The organism is Flavobacterium sp. (genome assembly GCF_036741995.1).
In the GTDB taxonomy this organism is placed as follows: domain Bacteria; phylum Bacteroidota; class Bacteroidia; order Flavobacteriales; family Flavobacteriaceae; genus Flavobacterium.
In genome coordinates this window covers 21,302-40,082 of sequence record NZ_DAINRG010000005.1, presented here as the reverse complement: position 1 = coordinate 40,082, position 18,781 = coordinate 21,302, and the positions used below count along the sequence as shown (strand labels likewise).

Here is an 18,781-nt window from a genome sequence, read left to right as displayed (position 1 = left end):
AAACCATAAATAAAACCAATAATGCCGTTTGACCTTCAGCCTGTCCATTTACAAAATGAATTTATTCAATTGATTCCGCTTCAAGAAACTGATTTTGAGGAATTGTATGCTGTGGCCTCCGATCCGTTGGTTTGGGAACAGCACCCGAACAAATTGCGGTATCAGCGCGACGTTTTTCAGAATTATTTTGAAGGCGCAATGCTGTCCAAAGGCGCATTTCTAATTCGCGACAAGCAAAACGGTGAAGTGGTGGGCAGCAGTCGGTTTTATGATTATGACGAAAAGAACAATTCCGTTTTGATTGGCTATACATTCATTGGGCGGAAATTTTGGGGCAGCGGACACAACAAGGCTTTGAAAAAACTGATGCTCGAGTATGCTTTTCAGTTCGTAGATAAAGTTTACTTCCACATTGGTGCTTATAATATCCGTTCGCAAAAAGCGATAGAAAAAATCGGTGCAGTGAAAGTAGATGAATATGAAGTCGAATACTATGGCGAAGACTCGAAGTTGAATTTTGTTTACCTAATCAACAAACCCTAATGCAAAAACCAGCTTTCTCCATTTACGACGCATCCGCCGGTTCGGGCAAAACCTATACTTTGGTAAAAGAATACCTGAAAATTATTCTCCTATCCAAAAAACCCGATGCGTATCGCAACATTCTTGCCATTACGTTTACCAACAAAGCGGTACACGAAATGAAAAGCCGTGTGGTGGAAAGTTTGTCGGAGTTTGCCAAAGAACATCCTTCGGACAAAGCCCTGCAATTGATGCAGGATATTCAAGTAGAAACCGGATTGTCATTGGCCACTATTACCCAAAAAGCCAAAAGCATCATCAAAAATCTGATTCACAATTACGCTGCTTTCAACATTTCGACCATTGATAAATTCACCCACAAAGTCATTCGCGCGTTTGCTCACGATTTGAAGCTGCCCATTACATTTGAAGTGTCATTGGATACCGAAACTCTTTTGACCGAGGCCATCGATGCCATTATTGCGCAAGCCGGAGAAGATGAAACACTAACTAATCTGCTCGTGGATTATACGATGGAGAAAACCGATGATGATAAAAGTTGGGATGTGTCGCGCGACATTATGGAAACCGGAAAGCTGATTTTGAATGAAAACAATCGCGAAGAAGTGGCGCATTTTCACCATAAAACCATCGCAGAATTTATTGAAATCAAAAACAAACTCTCGGAATTTTGTGCAGAACTGGAATCGGAAACCGTTGATTTGGCAACGGAAGCTTTTGTAATACTCGAAAACAATGGCGTTGATCTGAATTCCTTTCCTTATGGCACTTTCCCGAAGCATCTGGAATTTATCCGAACTAATGACAGCAGAGCCAACAACCATCGATTCAAAGCCATTGAAGACATCAAAATAAAAAAAGACGCACGAGATTCAACCATAATTGAAAGTTTGATTCCGGGTCTTTTGAATATTTTAGATTTGATTTATAAAAAACTGGAAAAGAAAAACTTCTATGAAGCTTTCTTAAAAAACATTACGCCGCTTTCGTTGTTGCATACCGTTAGCAACGAGTTGGCCAAAATCCAAAAAGAACAAAACATTCTTTCAATTGCTGAGTTTAACAAACTGATAAACGAACAAATCCAAAACCAACCGGCGCCTTTTATTTACGAGCGTTTGGGCGAAAAATACAAGCATTTTTTTATTGATGAATTTCAGGACACTTCCGAAATGCAGTGGCAGAACCTGATTCCGTTGATTGATAATGCGCTTTCGAGCGAAGATTTGAGTGGCGAAAGGGGTTCGCTAATGATTGTTGGCGATCCCAAACAATCCATTTACCGCTGGCGTGGTGGAAAAGCGGAGCAGTTTATTGAACTGAGCAAAACCAAAAATCCGTTTATTAATCCTGATAAGAAACTGTTTTCCCTAGGAACCAACTATCGCAGTTATTCTGAAATCATTGATTTTAATAATCAACTATTTGGCTTTTTATCGGGACAATTTTCGAATGAAGATTATAAAGATTTGTACCAAAACCACAGCCATCAGCAATTCAATGCCAAAACCGGCGGCTATGTCAACATTTCGTTTATTCCGAAAATTGAAACCACTGACGAGGATAGTTTAGACAAAACCGGATTGTATCTGCAAGCCACGCTGCATAAGATTTTGCAAGTGCAGCAAAACGGATTCCGTTACAAAGACATCGTCATTCTGACCCGGAAAAAAACACACGGAACACAAGTCGCCAATTATTTGACCGAAAACGGCATTCCGATTTTGTCTTCGGAAAGTTTGTTGCTTGGCGCCTCTTCGGAAGTGCAGGGCATCGTGAACGTTTTGCGTTATCTAAAAAACAACAACGATTTACAGTCGAAAGCCAATTTTCTTTACTATTTGGCTTCGCAGCAAGAGGCATTGGCGATTCACGATTTCATTGCCCAAGGTATGGAGCAAAGCAACGAATCGGATTTTCAACAATGGTTAACAGAATTTAATATCGATTTTTCATTTCAACATATTCGAAAAAAATCGTTGTATGAAGCTGCCGAAATTATCATTGCCAAAGTTATACCCATGGCAAAACGCAACGCTTATGTACAGTTCTTTTTGGACATAGTGTTGGAGCGCGATATAAAAAACCAAGCGGGGATTTCGGATTTCCTGTATTATTGGGACAACAATTCCGAAAAACTGAGCATCCCATCGCCGGAAGGCAATGACGCGGTGCGCATTATGACCATTCATAAATCGAAAGGATTGGAGTTTCCTGTCGTGATTTTCCCATTTGCAGAAGAAGATTACACCAAAGGGCCACGCGAAAAAATGTGGCTCAATGCCGATGAAGAAGAAGTAGGTTTGCCCAAAGCTTTAGTCGACAAAAACAGCAAAGTAGATGACTATGGCGAAGACGCTTCGGTAGTTTACCAACAAAAAAAACAGGAAGAATTGCTGGACAACATCAATGTGTTGTATGTGGCGCTGACCCGTGCCGAAGAACAATTGTACATCATTTCCGCTATGAACATTGGTAAAACAGGAACGTTACCCAACAACATGTCTTCCTTTTTCATCCAATTTCTCGAAAACAAAGGTTTTGAAGAAAGCAAAACGGAATATGAATTTGGCAAAGCCCAAAAACTTTCCGATAGCAAAATACTTCAAGACGCGACCGAAACCATTCCGCAATTATCGGCAACACTGAATCCGAAGAGCATTAAAATTGCGCAGCGCGAAAGTTTGATGTGGAATACCACTCAGCAAAAAGCCATTGAATACGGGAATATTTTACACGAAATTTTATCTTTTGTCAAAACCAAAGACGATATTGATTTGGCACTCATCAAAGCGATAGAAAACGGATTGATTGTGGCTTCGCAACGTTCAACAGTGGAAAAAACGATACAGGAAATTGTCAATCATCAAGATTTACAACTGTTTTTTTCCAGTCAGCACACTGTTTTAAATGAAAAAACCATCATTCAAAAAGAGGGCGGCCTGGTTAAACCTGACCGCATGATTATTAACCACAAAGAAATTTATTTACTGGATTACAAAACCGGATCCCATCAAGCCAAATATACCCTGCAATTAGAAAATTACCAAAATGCCATTGAAAAAATGGGCTTTAAAGTCACTAAAAAAGCGTTGGTTTATATTGGAGACGGAATTGAAATTGTAAATTTGTAACCTCTAAAATGGAGAATAGACTTTGACAAACACTTAACTACAAATAACAATCATGTACGGAAAAATTCAGCAACACCTACAAAATGAATTGAATACCATTGAACAAAACGGTATTTTCAAAAGAGAAAGAATCATCACTTCACCACAAGGCGCCGAAATTACGGTAAACGGCAAAACCGTTTTGAACTTTTGCGCTAATAATTATTTAGGGTTATCATCACATCCTGAAGTGATTCAGGCGGCAAAAGATGCTTTAGATACGCATGGTTTCGGAATGTCATCGGTGCGTTTCATTTGTGGTACTCAGGATATTCATAAAACCTTGGAACAAAAAATCGCCCATTTCTACGGAACAGAAGATACCATTCTTTATGCAGCCGCTTTTGATGCCAATGGTGGTGTTTTCGAACCGTTATTGGGCGAAGAAGACTGTATTATTTCGGACAGTTTGAACCATGCTTCCATTATTGATGGCGTTCGTTTGTGTAAAGCGGCTCGTTATCGGTATGAGAATTCCAATATGGAAGATTTGGAAAACCAATTGAAAAAAGCCGTTGAAGCCGGGCATCGTTTCAAACTAATCGTTACGGATGGAGTTTTCTCTATGGACGGATTGGTAGCGCCATTGGATAAAATTTGCGACTTAGCGGATAAATATGATGCTTTGGTGATGGTTGACGAATGCCACGCAGCCGGTTTCATAGGCGCCACCGGAAAAGGCACTATGGAAGCCAAAGGCGTTATGGGAAGAGTGGATATCATCACTGGTACTTTGGGAAAAGCATTGGGTGGTGCTATGGGTGGTTATACTACTGCCAAAAAAGAAGTGATAGAAATCCTGCGTCAGCGTTCACGCCCTTATTTGTTTTCAAACTCTTTAGCCCCGGCAATTGTTGGCGCTTCTATCAAGGTTTTTGAACTTTTGGAAAAAGACACTACCCTCAGAGATAAACTGGAGTGGAATACCAATTACTTCAAAGCCGGAATGAAAGCGGCAGGGCTTGATATCATTGATGGTGATTCGGCTATTGTACCGGTTATGTTGTATGATGCCAAATTATCGCAAGTAATGGCAGACGAGTTGTTAAAAAAAGGAATTTATGTGATTGGCTTCTTTTATCCGGTAGTTCCTAAAGACAAGGCCCGAATCAGAGTTCAGCTCTCTGCTGCCCACTCCAAAGAACATCTTGACAAAGCCATTGCTGCTTTTACAGAGGTTGGAAAGATGTTAAATGTTATTTAATCAGTAGTTAACTTTCAAAATTTATCAAAATGATTACATAATTTCCATATTTTAACCATAACATTTTGATATTATATTAATACGTATTACTTTTGCTTCATTATAATTATTATAATCTAATCAAATTAAGTATGAAACATCTTAACAAATTATTCGTTGTTATGCTAATGTTAGCTGGTTTCAGCTCACAAGCTCAAGACAGCAACAATCCTTGGGCGATTTCGTTTGGGGTTAACGCAGTAGATACAAGAGTAAGTGCTGCATCAAAATTAGAGGATCAGTTCTCTCAGTATTTTAATGCTAAAGACAACTGGAACATTCTTCCTTCTGTATCTTACGTTAACGTATCTAAGTACGTTGGTAGCAATTTCTCTTTCGGAGTTACTGGTTCTGTTAACAAAATTACCAGATACGTACTTCCAAGAGTTGGCGAAGGTCCTTATGAAGTAATAAATCCTGGTGATTTAAACTATTATGCAGTTGATGGAGTAATCAACTATAGCTTGATGAGCTTAATCAAATCTAAAAAAATTGACCCATCTATCCATATTGGTGGAGGTTACACTTGGATTGGTGAAGATTTACACGCTGGTACATTAAACGGAGGTTTAGGATTAACATATTGGTTTACTGAAACTGTTGGTTTATCAATCCGTTCAACTTACAAACAATCTTTCGAAGATGTACGTGAAGATATGCCATCTCACATGCAACACTTTGCTGGTCTTACTTTCAAATTTGGAGGAAAAGATACAGATGGTGATGGAATCTACGATAAAGACGATGCTTGTCCAGAAGTTGCTGGTTTAAAACAATTCAACGGTTGTCCTGATACAGATGGCGACGGAATTGCTGATAAAGATGATGCTTGTCCAGAAATTGCTGGTCCAGTTGAATTCAACGGTTGTCCTGATACAGACGGAGATGGAATTGTTGACAAAGACGATGCTTGTCCAGATGTAGCTGGTTTGAAATCATTAGGCGGATGTCCTGATGCTGACGGTGATGGAATTACTGATAAATCAGACAAATGTCCAGACGTTAAAGGTCCAAAAGAAAATGGTGGATGTCCTTGGCCAGATAGAGATGGTGATAAAGTTTTAGATAAAGATGACAAATGTCCAGATGTTGCAGGTACTGTAGCTAATAATGGATGTCCAGAAGTATCTGACGAAGTAGTTAAAAAATTAAATGACTACGCTAAAACTATCTTATTCAACTCAGGTAAAGCTACTTTCCAACAACAAACTTACCCAGTGTTACAATCAATTGCTGCTATCTTAAAAGAATATCCTTCTTCTAAATTCAGCATCGAAGGTCACACAGATAGCGATGGAAAAGATGCTGCTAACCAAAAATTATCTGAAGACAGAGCTAGTGCTGTTAAAAACTACCTAGTTGAAAATGGTGTTGCTGCTGAAAGATTATCTTCAGTTGGTTTCGGTGAATCTAAACCAATCGACACTAACAAAACTAAAGCTGGTAAAGCTAACAACAGAAGAGTTGAAGTGAAATTAGTAAAATAATTTCTTCTCAAAATATTTTCTAAAAACGCCCCGAAGTTCGGGGCGTTTTTTTTATTTTTATACAATGTCAAAACCAACTTTTCTTCACCAACTAGCCCAAGAAATTTTAAAAAATCATCCTGATTCCTTTTCAGAGTTGGTCGTGGTGCTTCCCAATAAAAGAGCCAAAGTTTTCTTGTTGGAAGAACTAAAAAAGTTAGTCCCTACTAATGTTTTTGCCCCAGAAATCATTAGCATTGAAGAGTTTGTCCAAGATGTGGCTGGCATTCGTTCCATTGACAGCGTCGAAATCCTTTTTGAGTTTTATGATGTGTATCTTTCGGTAACCGAAAAAGACCAACAGGAATCCTTTGAAACCTTTGCCAATTGGGCCAAGACATTACTACAGGATTTTAATGAAATTGACCGCTACCTGTTAGATCCAAACCATGTGCTGAAATACCTCGAAAACATCAAGGAAATTGAGCATTGGGCTGTTGACAGTAACAAAAGAACCGAACTCATCGAAAACTATTTAGTCTTTTGGAAAAAACTTCCGGATTACTACCATTCGCTTTACCAACATCTGCTTAACAAAGGCGTCGGCTACCAAGGATTAATCTATCGCGAAGCCGTGGAGAATTTGAATCATTTTTCCGAAAACAACAGCAACCAATTTGTATTTGCCGGTTTCAATGCCCTCAATCAGGCCGAAGAAAAGATTATTCAGCATTTATTAGCTTTAGATAAAGCCCGAATTTATTGGGACATTGATGAGACCTTGCTCCACGATTCCTTTCATGATGCCGGCTTATTTCAGCGCAAATTCAAATCGGATTGGATTTACTATAAAACCCATCCTTACGAATGGATGGTCAATGATTTTACCGAGACCAAAAACATTCAAGTCATTGCAACATCAAAAGCTATCGGCCAAGCCAAAATTGCCGGAAGCATTATTGAAAAACACGCCAACGAATCCAATTCTAATCTGCAAAACGTGGCTTTAGTACTTGGCGAAGAAAACCTATTACTTCCCGTTTTACATTCGTTACCGGCGAATGTTACTGCTTTGAATATCACCATGGGGTTTTCGAGCAAAAACAATCCGGCGCAGTTGCTTGTTGCCAAATTATTCAAAATGCACACCAATGCCTTGTCGAGAAATGCTGCTAATTATGTGCTCTATTACAAAGATGTACTCGATATTTTGACGCATCCGCTGATTGAGCCTTTTGTCAATGCCAATCCATTGGTTACTCGCATTAACAAAAACAACTATTCATTCCTTACCCATAAAAAACTCGAAGAACTGCATCCGGAAGGCAATGAATTGTTTCAATCGTTATTCCAAAAATGGAACAGCAGTTCCGTGACAGTGCTTGAAAATCTGTCCCAAATTTTACTCAAGGTTAAAGCCAATTTGAGTTATGAAAACGTGGAAGAAAAAATCACTAACGCCTTTGTGTATTCAATCTTCAAAGTCATCAACAAAATGATTTCGTATTTTGATGAACATCGCAACATTGACGATATCAAAACACTATACGCCATTTACAAGCAAGTCATTGACGTGGCAGAAGTTTCTTTTGAAGGCGAGCCTCTAACCGGCTTACAAATCATGGGTGTTTTAGAAAGTCGCGTCCTCGATTTTGAAACGGTTATCATTACTTCGGTGAACGAAGGCAAATTCCCGGCGGGCAAAAGCATGAATTCTTTTATTCCGTATGATGTGAAACGTGAACTGGGTTTGCCAACCTACAAAGAGAAAGACGCTATTTACACCTACCATTTCTATCATTTGCTGCAACGAGCCAAAAATATTTATCTCATTTATAATTCTGATAGCGATGGTTTTGATGCCGGCGAAAGAAGTAGATTCATCACCCAGCTGGAAGTCGAAAAACAACCGAACCACCACTTGTCTTTTCACTATTACAACCCCGATGTGCCCAACATTGCCCATCAACCGATAGTAGTTCCAAAAACAGAAAGCATCCTGTTGCGCTTGCGCGAAATTGCCGAGAAGGGCTTCTCTCCTTCTTCACTCACGACTTATATCCGCAATCCGATACAGTTTTATTTTCAGCGGGTGCTGCGCATATCCGAAACCGATGAAGTAGAAGAGAACATCGCAGTCAATACGTTGGGAACTATTATCCATGGCGCTTTGGAAGAATTGTACAAACCGTTTATCGGAAGACTTTTAACCAAGGAAGACCTAAAAAGCTGCATTACTAAAATTGATGCCGAAGTTTTGGCACAGTTCAAAGAAGTGTACAAAGAAGGAGAAATTAAAAAAGGCCGCAACCTATTGGCTTTTGAGGTGGCCAAACGCAATGTGCTGAACTTTCTGAAACTCGAACTGGAAGCTTTGGAAAACGGTGACGAAATACAAATCATAGCTTTAGAAGCCACCTTTGAGCGAGTATTAGAAGACGCCCGCCTGCCGTTTCCGATATTGATTAAGGGGAATGTGGATCGCATTGAACTTCGCAACGGAAAAATTAGAATCATTGATTATAAAACGGGGAAAGTGGATAAGCTAGGCGTAACTTTAAAAGACTGGAATGGTTTGACAGAAGATATCAAAAACGACAAAATCATTCAGGTTTTAGCTTATGCCTTTATGTTTGAGAAAGACGCCAACGACCGTGAAATTGAAGCCGGTATTATTTCGTTTAAAAATTTAAAATCGGGATTTTTGCCGTTTAATTTCAAGCAGGACAAGGAGGTTTCAGAAAGCATTACGCCAGAAATTATGGAAAACTATCTGGAACAAATTGTAATCTTACTACAAGAAATTCTGAATATCGAAATTCCTTTTGAAGAGAAAATCAACTAAACTTTCTTTAGGAAATCTGTCAGTACTTTTAGCAATTCTTTTTCGTTTTCTATGTGCGACATGTGTCCGTCAGGGAAAGTGGTGAGTTCTACTTTCGTGCCTTCAATTTGGTCGATGTTGTCTTCATAAATCAAAACGCCGTCTTTTTTACCCAAAACCAATTGGATAGGATAAGGTGCAAAATGCAACAATACTTCACGGTCTTTCCGGATTTTCATGCCTTCGAGCGCCGCGACTATCCCTTGCAACGGTGTTTTTAAAGCTTGTTCCTTAACTCTTTCAATGTCTTCGGCTAAACGTTCCCGGTTATCTTCGCTGAATAAATTAGCGATAGACATGCTGACGAAACTAGTGTAGTTCTGCTTCACGCAAACCACAGCCCGATCGCGGTTGATTTTCCGTTCGGCACTATCTGCCCGGGAAGTTGAGTTTAAAAGAAATATTCCTTTAACATTATCCGGATACAATTCAGCGAAAGCCAAAGCCACATAACCACCCATAGAATGACCCACCAGCACTATCTTCCTGATTTTTAAATACAGCATCAAAGCATACACCATATCGGCCTGGTCTTCCATCACATGCACATAACCGAGACATTCGGTTTCGCCGTGGCCCAATAAATCAATAGTGATGACGCGGTATTTGTTGGCAAGCACCCCCACATAAGCATCCCACATCGTTTTGTTTTCCAAAAAACCATGCAGCAAGACTACCGCCGTGCCTTTGCCTTGGTCGGTATAAGAGATTTTAGTGTTTTTGTAAACGAGTAGTCTAGTCACAGTTATCAGTCGCAGTTATCAGGGTCAAAAATAGTGTTTCGCTATGAATGCAGGAAGGGTTGTTGATAAATAAGCTGCTCATTCCACTCATCCCATAGGTAACTGTTGCTTTTCCGAAACTTGTATATAGTGTCTGTTCCGGATTGCTTTTTTAGATGATACGGTTCCAAAAAGGATTGTAAGCGTACCATAAAATCAAATGATAAGGAAGTATTTTTTAATTCCCGTACAGGAATTGTATAATTGCTGTACAGAAATGACCTCATTTCCGTACGGAAGTTGAGTCATTTCCGTACGGAAATTAAAAAATGGTTCCGGATGAGATAAAAACCCAGTACTGATAAGACAAAAAAGATTCCCTGAGTAGTTTATTTTCTTTACCTGAAAAGTCTTTTAACTTTTGAGATTGCAATTCTTCTATTTGAGGAAAGGATTTGAATATAACAGATAGCCCTGAATTAAGGACATAATTACAAAACGGCCTGCCAAGGTGAATCATATTTTTCTTGTTTCTTTTATCTTTGCTTAAATTATCATTTTTAAACCATTATGTTCACCATTCCACAAATTAAAGAAGCCCATTCCAAAGTAAAAAGTGGTGCTGATTTTCCGCGTTATATGCAGGATATTATTGCCCTTGGCGTAACTTCGTTTGAAACGTTTGTCTTTGATAATCACACTAATTATTATGGAGAAGACGATTTTAAAATTGCTTCAACAGGTTTTACAGCAACCTTAACAGTAATGGATAAAAGCGATATTGAACAATTCAAATTAGATTTAAAATCACACCAACAAGGTCATACGGATTATGGGACTTTTTTGCAGGACTGTGCTAAATCGGGGATAGAAAAGTGGATTGTGGTGATGGCTAAAATGACTTGCACCTACTATGACAAAAACGGGAATGCCCTTTTAGTAGAAACCATCCCGGCAGTTTAGTTTTGTAGAACAAAAAAACGACCCACTTCCGTGAGTCGCTTATACTGTAAACTGTGACTGTGACTGAAAACTAATTACGAATTCATAATACTCTCAATCTCCTCCACCTCAATCGGAATGTTTCGCATTAAGTTGAACGCTTCGCCTTTGGCTTGAATTACTACATCATCTTCAATACGAATTCCGAAACCTTCTGCCGGAATGTAAATCCCAGGTTCTACGGTGAAAACCATGTTAGCTTGCATGGGTTCGTGTAGTAATCCGTAATCATGGGTATCGAGTCCCATGTGGTGGGAGGTTCCGTGCATGAAATATTTTTTGTAAGCCGGCCAATCCGGGTTTTCGTTTTGTACATCGACTTTGTCGATTAGACCAAGACCCAGCAATTCCGAAGTCATGATTTTGCCTACCTCAACGTGGTATTGTTTCCAAAGCGTACCAGGAACCAACATTTTAGTAGCTTCGTTTTTCACACGCAACACAGCATTATAAACTTCTTTTTGTCTGTCTGAAAAACGTCCGGAAACCGGAACCATACGCGTCATGTCGCTGGAATAATTGGCATACTCAGCACCAACGTCTAGCAATATCAAATCCCCGGCTTTGCATTGCTGGTTGTTTTCGATGTAGTGCAATACATTGGCGTTGTTTCCTGAGGCGATAATGGGTGTATAAGCAAATCCTTTGGAACGATTTCTTAGGAATTCGTGAGCAAACTCAGCTTCGATTTCATATTCCATCACATTAGGTTTAACGAAATTCAAAACTCTGCGATAGCCTTTTTCAGTGATGTTGCAGGCTTGCTGAATCAAATCGAGCTCTTCACTTTCCTTGATGGAACGGATGCGTTGCAGAATAGGATTTGATTTTTCGACTTTGTGTGCCGGATAGTTTTCTTTCCACCATTTCACAAAGCGGGCTTCGCGGGTTTCAGTTTCTATTGAGGCTCGGTAATGCTCATTCGTATTGATATACATTGTTTCGGCGTAAGCCATCACTTCTTTCAAAGTCTTGTGAAAATCCTGCAACCAAATTACTGATTTGATGCCCGATACTTCAAAAGCCCGGTCTTTAGTGAGCTTCTCGCCTTCCCAAATGGCAATATGTTCGTTGGTTTCTTTCAGAAAAAGAATTTCTTTTAGATGCTCGTAAGGCGCATCCGGGAAAAGCAATAAGATGCTTTCTTCCTGGTCAACTCCACTTAAATAAAAGATATCGCGGTGCTGTTCAAACGGCAATGAACTATCGGCTGACACCGGATAAATATCATTGGAATTGAACACTGCCACACTGTTCGGTTTCATTTGTGCCGTGAATTTTGCTCTGTTTTTGATAAACAATTGACGGTCTATTTGATGGTATTTCATGTTTAGATTGTTAGATTATTAGACTGCTTAGATTGTGGTATCAAAATTACACAAAGAAAAAAACTAACGAGTAGCCAAATGGCGTTATTTTATAGTTTTTCGGATTCGGCTCATGTGTCGGGAAGAAATTCCCAGAAAAGTGGCTAAGTAATGCAACGGTACTTCCTGCAGCAACTTTGGTTCGGAAGCTAAAAGCTTCACATACCGTTCTTCGGGAGTCATTGTAAGCAAATCAATTCGATACTCATCGATTAAGCAAATTTGTTTTTCGAGGATGGTGTAATACAGTTGGAAAAAGGCTTTGTTCTCTTTTTTTAATTTCAAAAACCTTTCTAAATCAATAATCCAAAGGGTACAATCCGTCAGGGCTTTGATGCTTTTGCGCGATGGGGTTTGATTTAAAAAACTGTAAAGCGAACTGGTCACCGAGTTTTTCAACGCAATGTAGGTTGTCTTCTCGCTCCCATCTACTTCAATAGCGTGTTGCAAAATCCCCGTTTCGATATAACAGAAATAGCGACAAACTTCCCTTTCTCTGACTAAAAAATCATTCTTTTTTACTTTCCGTAATTGGAACGCTTCGGTTATTTCCTGTCTTTCTTTTTCTGAATCTTCGGGAGTGGCTGTTGTAATGAAATTGACAAACATTTTATTTAATTTGTATTTATCAAATGTAATAAAAATAGATATTTGCCGTTATTATGTAACACTAAGTGACTATAATCGTCTTAGTTTATAAATTCGTTTGAACTAAATCCTTTCACAAAAATGAAAAAGATCTATATAATTTTAGTGCTATTGCTGGCGGCTATTCCTTTCTTTTCCTGCACCAGCGATGCTACAACCACAGAACCCATGTTGATTATCAAATTTAAGTTTGATCCTAATCAGGCTCGATTAAATAATTTGGGACAACCTGCTGCTGTAGCTGCCGGGAATGCGGCGCAAAGCCCGATTTTCAACACCATTTCCTCGCATTATGTAGAAATGGCACCAACAGCAACTACCCAACTAGGAAATGGAACGATTTTATACCACGCCCCGGAAACTACAGCCGGCGGCACCAATGCGATTGATTTTAGCAAGGCTAAAATTGTAGCCGAAGGAGAAACCTTTTTAAAAATACCGTTAAAAGATGTTTTGGCCGGTACCTATCAATGGATGCGGGTTTCCTTATCGTATCAAAATTATCAAATCGCTGTACGGGCCAGTAACGGAACAGATTATACCGGTAATTTAGCCAGTTTTGTTGGGTTCAATACTTATATTACTACTTTCAATATCGGAAATTATCCTTTTACGGTAAATGCCAATAGAGCTCAGGGTTACTGGGCGTTTGGGTTAAATGGGTTCAATTATTCCAACTCAGGCCAGGCAGCCGCCGGTGCCACAACCGTTCCGAATCCGATTAGTTCAACCTCTCCAATCCCTGCCGGTTCTTGCGTAGTGACCGGAAAATTCGCCAATGATTTAGTGATTGATGGTACCGAAACTAATGATGTGGTGATTACCCTTTCGTTGTCTATCAACAACAGTTTTGAATGGCATGAAGTGAATGCTGACGGAAAATACGAGCCTTCAGCGGGAGAAAATGTGGTTGACATGGGATTACGCGGTTTAGTGCCAACTTATACGAAGTAGATTTGTTGAATGTTTTATGGTGAAAATCACCATATAATCCTTTGAAAATCAACAACTGTTAAAGCCACTTTAAATTCATTATAAATTACTCCGAAAAGGTTGTAGTTAATATCAAATAGCTGTATTTTTGTGTGATTTTTTTAAACAAATTATACACAATTATGGCAAAATCTGCACTTTTAAAGTCATCTCTGGCAAAGAAATATTGGATGGCTCTTACAGGTTTATTTTTATGCTTGTTTTTAGCGGGTCATTTAGCTGGAAATCTCCAATTAATCTTTAGTGATGCATTACATTTCAATCAGTATGCATTGTTCATGACCTCTAATCCTGCGGTAAAAATCCTTTCTTATCTTACTTACGCTTCTATTTTATTTCACGCCGTTGATGGTTTTTTATTGACCTATCAAAACGTAAAAGCTAGACCTATTGGGTACGCCAAAAACAATCCGTCTAAAAACAGTAGCCTTTCTTCAAGAAATATGGCGGTTTTGGGAACTTTGATTTTAGTTTTCATTGTAACACACATGGTTAATTTTTGGGCTGTAATGCATTTTGACAAAAACATGCCGTTGCAAGCCATCACTATTGATGCAATGGGACAAAAACAAGATTTGTATGTTACGACAAACGGTGGTTATATGCCAGTCAATCAAGTGGCGAAAAGTTATGAGGAAGCAACAAAAATGGGTGCTCAAAGTTACATAGATCACAAAACAGATTTTTACAATACGCAAGCGAGAGTTAAAATTGGCGAAGGCTATAAAGATTTGCACAAAATCACTGTGGCGTTCTTCAAGAGTCCAAAATTTGGTCTAATCGCTACTTTACTGTATGTTTTAGCCATGTTGGTGTTGGCATTCCATTTGCTACACGGATTCAGCAGTGCATTCCAATCCCTTGGAATAAACAACCCGAAATACACTCCGGCTATCAAAGGTTTCGGAAAAGCATTTGCCATTATAGTGCCGCTATTATTCGCCATTATTCCGGTTTACATTCACTTTTTTCTAAAATAATCAACATCAGTATAAATCATGAAGTTAGATTCTAAAATACCAGAAGGACACATTTCTCAGAAATGGACCGATTATAAAGATCATTTAAAATTGGTTGCTCCCAACAACCGCCCAAAAATTGACATTATTGTAGTAGGAACAGGCTTAGCCGGAGCTTCGGCTGCTGCTTCACTGGGAGAAATGGGGTATAATGTAAAAGCCTTTTGTTTTCAGGATTCACCAAGAAGAGCACACTCCATTGCGGCTCAGGGTGGAATCAATGCTGCCAAAAATTATCAAAATGACGGCGACAGTGTCTTCCGTTTGTTTTATGACACTATCAAAGGTGGCGATTACAGAGCCCGTGAAGCGAATGTTCACCGTTTGGCAGAAGTTTCCGGAAATATCATCGACCAATGTGTGGCACAAGGGGTTCCTTTTGCCCGTGATTATGGCGGATTATTAGACAACCGTTCGTTTGGCGGAACACAAGTACAACGTACATTCTACGCTGCCGGACAAACCGGACAACAATTATTATTAGGTGCCTATTCGGCTTTATCCAGACAAATCGGATTGGGGCGTGTTGAAATGTACAACCGTCACGAGATGTTGGATTTGGTAAAAGTAGACGGAAAAGCCCGTGGCATCATAGCCCGTAACTTAGTTACCGGTGAAATCGAAAGACATTCGGCTCACGCGGTTATCATTGCCTCAGGAGGCTACGGAAATGTATATTTCCTTTCCACCAATGCGATGGGAAGTAATGTAACTGCCGGTTGGAAAGTACACAAACAAGGAGCCGCTTTTGCTAATCCGTGTTATGTACAAATTCACCCAACCTGTATTCCGGTTCATGGAACTAATCAATCAAAACTGACTTTGATGTCGGAGTCGTTGCGTAACTCAGGCCGTATTTGGGTGCCTAAGAAAAAAGAAGATGCCGAAGCGATTCGTGCGGGTAAATTAAAACCAACACAAATTGCCGAAGAAGATAGAGATTACTATTTAGAAAGAAGATATCCTGCGTTTGGTAACTTGGTACCACGTGACGTGGCTTCGAGAGCTGCCAAAGAGCGTTGTGATGCCGGTTTCGGAATTGAAGCGAATGACACCAATGAAGGAGTTTATCTTGATTTCTCTACCGAAATCCAAAATAAAGGAAAGCAAGCGGCTTACGCCAAAGGAAACCATCATCCGACAGCGGAAGAAATTACCGCTTTAGGAAAACAATGGTTGGAAGAGAAATACGGGAACTTGTTTACCATGTATCAAAAAATCACTGACGAGAATCCATACGAAACTCCGATGAAGATATATCCTGCTGTTCACTACACTATGGGTGGTGTTTGGGTGGATTATAATTTACAGTCTACTATTCCGGGTTGTTTCGTTGCCGGAGAAGCGAACTTCTCTGATCACGGTGCCAACCGATTGGGAGCCTCTGCTTTGATGCAGGGATTAGCGGATGGATATTTCGTATTGCCTTACACGGTTTCTGATTACTTGGCCGATGATATCCGAACAGGTAAAATATCTACACAATCGGCAGAATTCGATGAAGCCGAAAAAAGAGTAAAAGACTCTATCCACTTCTTCCTAAACAATAACGGAACTAAAACCGTAGATCATTTCCACAAGCGTTTGGGATTGATTATGTGGAATAAAGTAGGGATGGGCAGAAATGAGCAAGGATTGAAAGAAGCTATTGCCGAAATCGCAGCCTTAAAAGAGGAATTCTACAAAGATGTATTCGTGCCGGGCAGTGCTGACGAATTAAATCCTGAGTTAGAGAAAGCACTCCGTGTAGCTGACTTCATCGAATTAGGACAATTGATGGCGATGGACGCTTTGCAACGTAAAGAATCATGCGGAGGCCACTTCCGTGAAGAATACCAGGATTCCGAAGGAGAAACCCTTCGTGATGACGAAAACTTCAAATTTGTTGGCGCTTGGGAATACCAAGGCGACGACATCAGCAAAGAAATTCTGAATAAAGAAGAATTGAAATACGAGTTCATTAAAATAGCCGCTAGAAATTATAAGTAATAGAATTATGAGTACAGCAAAAAATATCAATATAAACCTTAAAATTTGGCGTCAAAAAAACGCTAAAACGAAAGGGAGCATGGAAACTTATAAATTAGATAATGTTTCTACCGCGAGTTCGTTTTTGGAAATGTTAGACCAATTAAACGAACAATTAGTAAACGAAAGAAAAGAACCCATCGCCTTTGATCACGACTGTCGTGAAGGAATCTGCGGAATGTGTTCCCTATACATCAATGGCCGTGCGCACGGACCGGATACCGGAATCACCACTTGTCAGTTGCACATGCGTATGTTCAAAGATGGCGATACTATTTATGTAGAACCATGGAGAAGTAAGGCATTCCCCGTAATCAAAGATTTAGTAGTTGACAGAAGTGCTTTCGACAGAATTCAGCAAGCCGGTGGTTTCGTTTCGGTAAATACTTCCGGAAACACCATTGATGCCAATGCTACGCCAATCAACAAAGACGATGCTGACAAGTCATTTGAAGCAGCCGCTTGTATTGGTTGCGGAGCTTGTGTAGCCACTTGTAAAAACGGTTCGGCTATGTTGTTTGTCGGCGCCAAAGTATCGCAATATGCTTTATTACCACAAGGAAAAATCGAAGCTACCAACCGTGTGTTGAACATGGTGCGTCAAATGGACGAAGAAGGATTCGGAAACTGTACTAATACTGGTGCCTGCGAGGTAGAATGTCCAAAAGGAATTTCTTTGGAAAACATTGCGCGCATGAACAGAGAATATTTAAAAGCAAGCATCAAGTAATTCATTACTGATTATAAATACAAAACGCATTCATTGATTTGAGTGCGTTTTTTTATGGCGTAAAATCAAATCCAGTATCTTTACGTAAACAAACAACACATTTATTCACATGAAAAAAATCTTCTTTTCAGTGCTGACATTTTTGGCTTTAGGCGCTACATCTTCGGCGCAAAACCTAAAACTAATCACCTACAACATCCGTTTAGATTTGGCTTCTGATGGCGAAAATGCCTGGCCCAATCGAAAAGACTATTTCTGTTCCCAATTGGCTTTTTACGAACCCGATATTTTCGGTATTCAGGAAGCCCTGCCACATCAAGTTACGGATATTGCTTCGTTATTACCCAAGTACAACTATGTTGGAATTGGTAGAGATGGCGTGGGCAAAGGAGAATCTTCGAATATCTTTTTCAAAAAAGACCGATTTAAAGTACTGGAAGAAAACACCTTTTGGCTTTCGGAAACTCCGGAAAAAATATCTAAAGGTTGGGATGCTGCGCTGAACAGAGTCTGCACTTATGCTTTGTTAAAAGACAATCAATCAAAAAAAACATTCTGGGTCTTTAATACACATTTGGATCATATTGGCGAATTGGCTCGTACCAATTCCATTCTCCTGATACTCTCCAAAATTAAAACCCTTAACACTAAAAACTATCCGGTTATTTTCATGGGCGATTTTAATTCGGAACCCACAGAAGAGAGGATTATTCACTTAAAAACCGAAATGCTCGACACCCAGGCCATCTCGGAAGAAAAGCCTTTCGGCCCATCAGGAACTTTTAACGGATTCAAACATAACGAAGCAGTAACCACCAAAATTGATTATATCTTTTTATCCAAAAACAGTCCGTTTAAAGTTAAGAAATATGCCGTTTTGAGTGATTCCAAAGAGTTGAAATATCCGTCCGATCATTTGCCGGTGTATGTGGCATTAGTTTTTAAGTAAAGCGTTTTTTATCT

The 18,781-nt window shown here is 39.5% G+C and carries 14 protein-coding genes; 11 read left to right on the top strand and 3 right to left on the bottom strand.

Translation table 11 applies throughout. The features are described from left to right. Positions 1–21 precede the first annotated feature (21 nt). The 5 genes from V7D82_RS03635 (at position 22) to V7D82_RS03615 (ending at position 9,270) form a co-directional block, all read left to right on the top strand. Positions 22–543 (top strand): GNAT family N-acetyltransferase, encoded by a 522-nt coding sequence (locus tag V7D82_RS03635; protein WP_333599613.1) that lies wholly within the window; start codon positions 22–24, stop codon positions 541–543. Then, positions 543–3,677 carry a UvrD-helicase domain-containing protein gene (locus V7D82_RS03630; protein ID WP_333599612.1) on the top strand — a complete coding sequence of 1,045 codons (3,135 nt, stop codon included), beginning with the start codon at positions 543–545 and terminating at the stop codon, positions 3,675–3,677. Before V7D82_RS03635 ends, V7D82_RS03630 begins: the two co-directional genes overlap by 1 nt. 52 nt (positions 3,678–3,729) lie before the next feature. Next, the gene (gene kbl, locus V7D82_RS03625) at positions 3,730–4,920 is read left to right on the top strand and encodes a glycine C-acetyltransferase (RefSeq protein WP_333599611.1); all 1,191 of its coding nucleotides are present in this window, start codon (positions 3,730–3,732) and stop codon (positions 4,918–4,920) included. Between the two features lie 131 nt (positions 4,921–5,051). Beyond that, entirely contained in the window at positions 5,052–6,446 is a 1,395-nt protein-coding gene (locus V7D82_RS03620; protein WP_333599610.1) for an OmpA family protein, read from the top strand. Positions 6,447–6,510: 64 nt separating this feature from the next. After that, positions 6,511–9,270, top strand: coding sequence for a PD-(D/E)XK nuclease family protein (locus tag V7D82_RS03615; protein ID WP_333599609.1), 2,760 nt, complete (start codon positions 6,511–6,513; stop codon positions 9,268–9,270). Here V7D82_RS03615 and V7D82_RS03610 read toward each other — a convergent pair. Further along, a complete protein-coding gene (locus V7D82_RS03610; RefSeq protein WP_333599608.1) occupies positions 9,267–10,052 on the bottom strand; it encodes an alpha/beta fold hydrolase in 786 nt (261 codons plus the stop codon). The genes V7D82_RS03615 and V7D82_RS03610 overlap by 4 nt on opposite strands. Positions 10,053–10,601: 549 nt before the next feature. On the opposite strand from V7D82_RS03610, the gene V7D82_RS03605 reads away from it, so the two are divergent. After that, positions 10,602–10,994, top strand: coding sequence for a DUF1398 domain-containing protein (locus V7D82_RS03605; protein WP_333599607.1), 393 nt, complete (start codon positions 10,602–10,604; stop codon positions 10,992–10,994). A gap of 74 nt (positions 10,995–11,068) precedes the next feature. On the opposite strand, the gene V7D82_RS03600 is transcribed toward V7D82_RS03605, so the two are convergent. After that, positions 11,069–12,361 (bottom strand): aminopeptidase P family protein, encoded by a 1,293-nt coding sequence (locus V7D82_RS03600; protein ID WP_333599606.1) that lies wholly within the window; start codon positions 12,359–12,361, stop codon positions 11,069–11,071. 84 nt (positions 12,362–12,445) lie between these two features. After that, positions 12,446–13,009, bottom strand: a complete 564-nt coding sequence (locus tag V7D82_RS03595) for a Crp/Fnr family transcriptional regulator (protein WP_333599605.1) — start codon at positions 13,007–13,009, stop codon at positions 12,446–12,448. 120 nt (positions 13,010–13,129) lie between these two features. On the opposite strand from V7D82_RS03595, the gene V7D82_RS03590 reads away from it, so the two are divergent. From V7D82_RS03590 to V7D82_RS03570, 5 genes are all read left to right on the top strand, one after another. Next, complete coding sequence (locus tag V7D82_RS03590; protein WP_333599604.1) at positions 13,130–14,002, top strand: hypothetical protein; 873 nt, start codon at positions 13,130–13,132, stop codon at positions 14,000–14,002. 161 nt (positions 14,003–14,163) lie between these two features. Beyond that, complete coding sequence (locus V7D82_RS03585) at positions 14,164–15,021, top strand: succinate dehydrogenase cytochrome b subunit (RefSeq protein ID WP_333599603.1); 858 nt, start codon at positions 14,164–14,166, stop codon at positions 15,019–15,021. 18 nt (positions 15,022–15,039) lie between these two features. Next, positions 15,040–17,049 carry a fumarate reductase/succinate dehydrogenase flavoprotein subunit gene (locus V7D82_RS03580; protein ID WP_333599602.1) on the top strand — a complete coding sequence of 670 codons (2,010 nt, stop codon included), beginning with the start codon at positions 15,040–15,042 and terminating at the stop codon, positions 17,047–17,049. A 7-nt stretch (positions 17,050–17,056) separates the two neighbouring features. Continuing rightward, complete coding sequence (locus tag V7D82_RS03575) at positions 17,057–17,818, top strand: succinate dehydrogenase/fumarate reductase iron-sulfur subunit (protein WP_333599601.1); 762 nt, start codon at positions 17,057–17,059, stop codon at positions 17,816–17,818. Between the two features lie 109 nt (positions 17,819–17,927). Continuing rightward, the gene (locus tag V7D82_RS03570; RefSeq protein ID WP_333599600.1) at positions 17,928–18,767 is read left to right on the top strand and encodes an endonuclease/exonuclease/phosphatase family protein; all 840 of its coding nucleotides are present in this window, start codon (positions 17,928–17,930) and stop codon (positions 18,765–18,767) included. Positions 18,768–18,781 lie beyond the last annotated feature (14 nt).

What these genes read in the sequence shown, in the direction of transcription:
- V7D82_RS03580 (WP_333599602.1), top strand. Translation starts at nt 15,040, where the DNA reads ATGAAGTTAGATTCTAAAATACCAGAAGGACACATTTCTCAGAAATGG.
- V7D82_RS03575 (WP_333599601.1), top strand. Translation starts at nt 17,057, where the DNA reads ATGAGTACAGCAAAAAATATCAATATAAACCTTAAAATTTGGCGTCAA.
- V7D82_RS03590 (WP_333599604.1), top strand. Translation starts at nt 13,130, where the DNA reads ATGAAAAAGATCTATATAATTTTAGTGCTATTGCTGGCGGCTATTCCT.
- V7D82_RS03595 (WP_333599605.1), bottom strand. Translation starts at nt 13,009, where the DNA reads ATGTTTGTCAATTTCATTACAACAGCCACTCCCGAAGATTCAGAAAAA.
- V7D82_RS03585 (WP_333599603.1), top strand. Translation starts at nt 14,164, where the DNA reads ATGGCAAAATCTGCACTTTTAAAGTCATCTCTGGCAAAGAAATATTGG.
- kbl (WP_333599611.1), top strand. Translation starts at nt 3,730, where the DNA reads ATGTACGGAAAAATTCAGCAACACCTACAAAATGAATTGAATACCATT.
- V7D82_RS03600 (WP_333599606.1), bottom strand. Translation starts at nt 12,361, where the DNA reads ATGAAATACCATCAAATAGACCGTCAATTGTTTATCAAAAACAGAGCA.
- V7D82_RS03615 (WP_333599609.1), top strand. Translation starts at nt 6,511, where the DNA reads ATGTCAAAACCAACTTTTCTTCACCAACTAGCCCAAGAAATTTTAAAA.
- V7D82_RS03570 (WP_333599600.1), top strand. Translation starts at nt 17,928, where the DNA reads ATGAAAAAAATCTTCTTTTCAGTGCTGACATTTTTGGCTTTAGGCGCT.
- V7D82_RS03630 (WP_333599612.1), top strand. Translation starts at nt 543, where the DNA reads ATGCAAAAACCAGCTTTCTCCATTTACGACGCATCCGCCGGTTCGGGC.
- V7D82_RS03605 (WP_333599607.1), top strand. Translation starts at nt 10,602, where the DNA reads ATGTTCACCATTCCACAAATTAAAGAAGCCCATTCCAAAGTAAAAAGT.
- V7D82_RS03635 (WP_333599613.1), top strand. Translation starts at nt 22, where the DNA reads ATGCCGTTTGACCTTCAGCCTGTCCATTTACAAAATGAATTTATTCAA.
- V7D82_RS03620 (WP_333599610.1), top strand. Translation starts at nt 5,052, where the DNA reads ATGAAACATCTTAACAAATTATTCGTTGTTATGCTAATGTTAGCTGGT.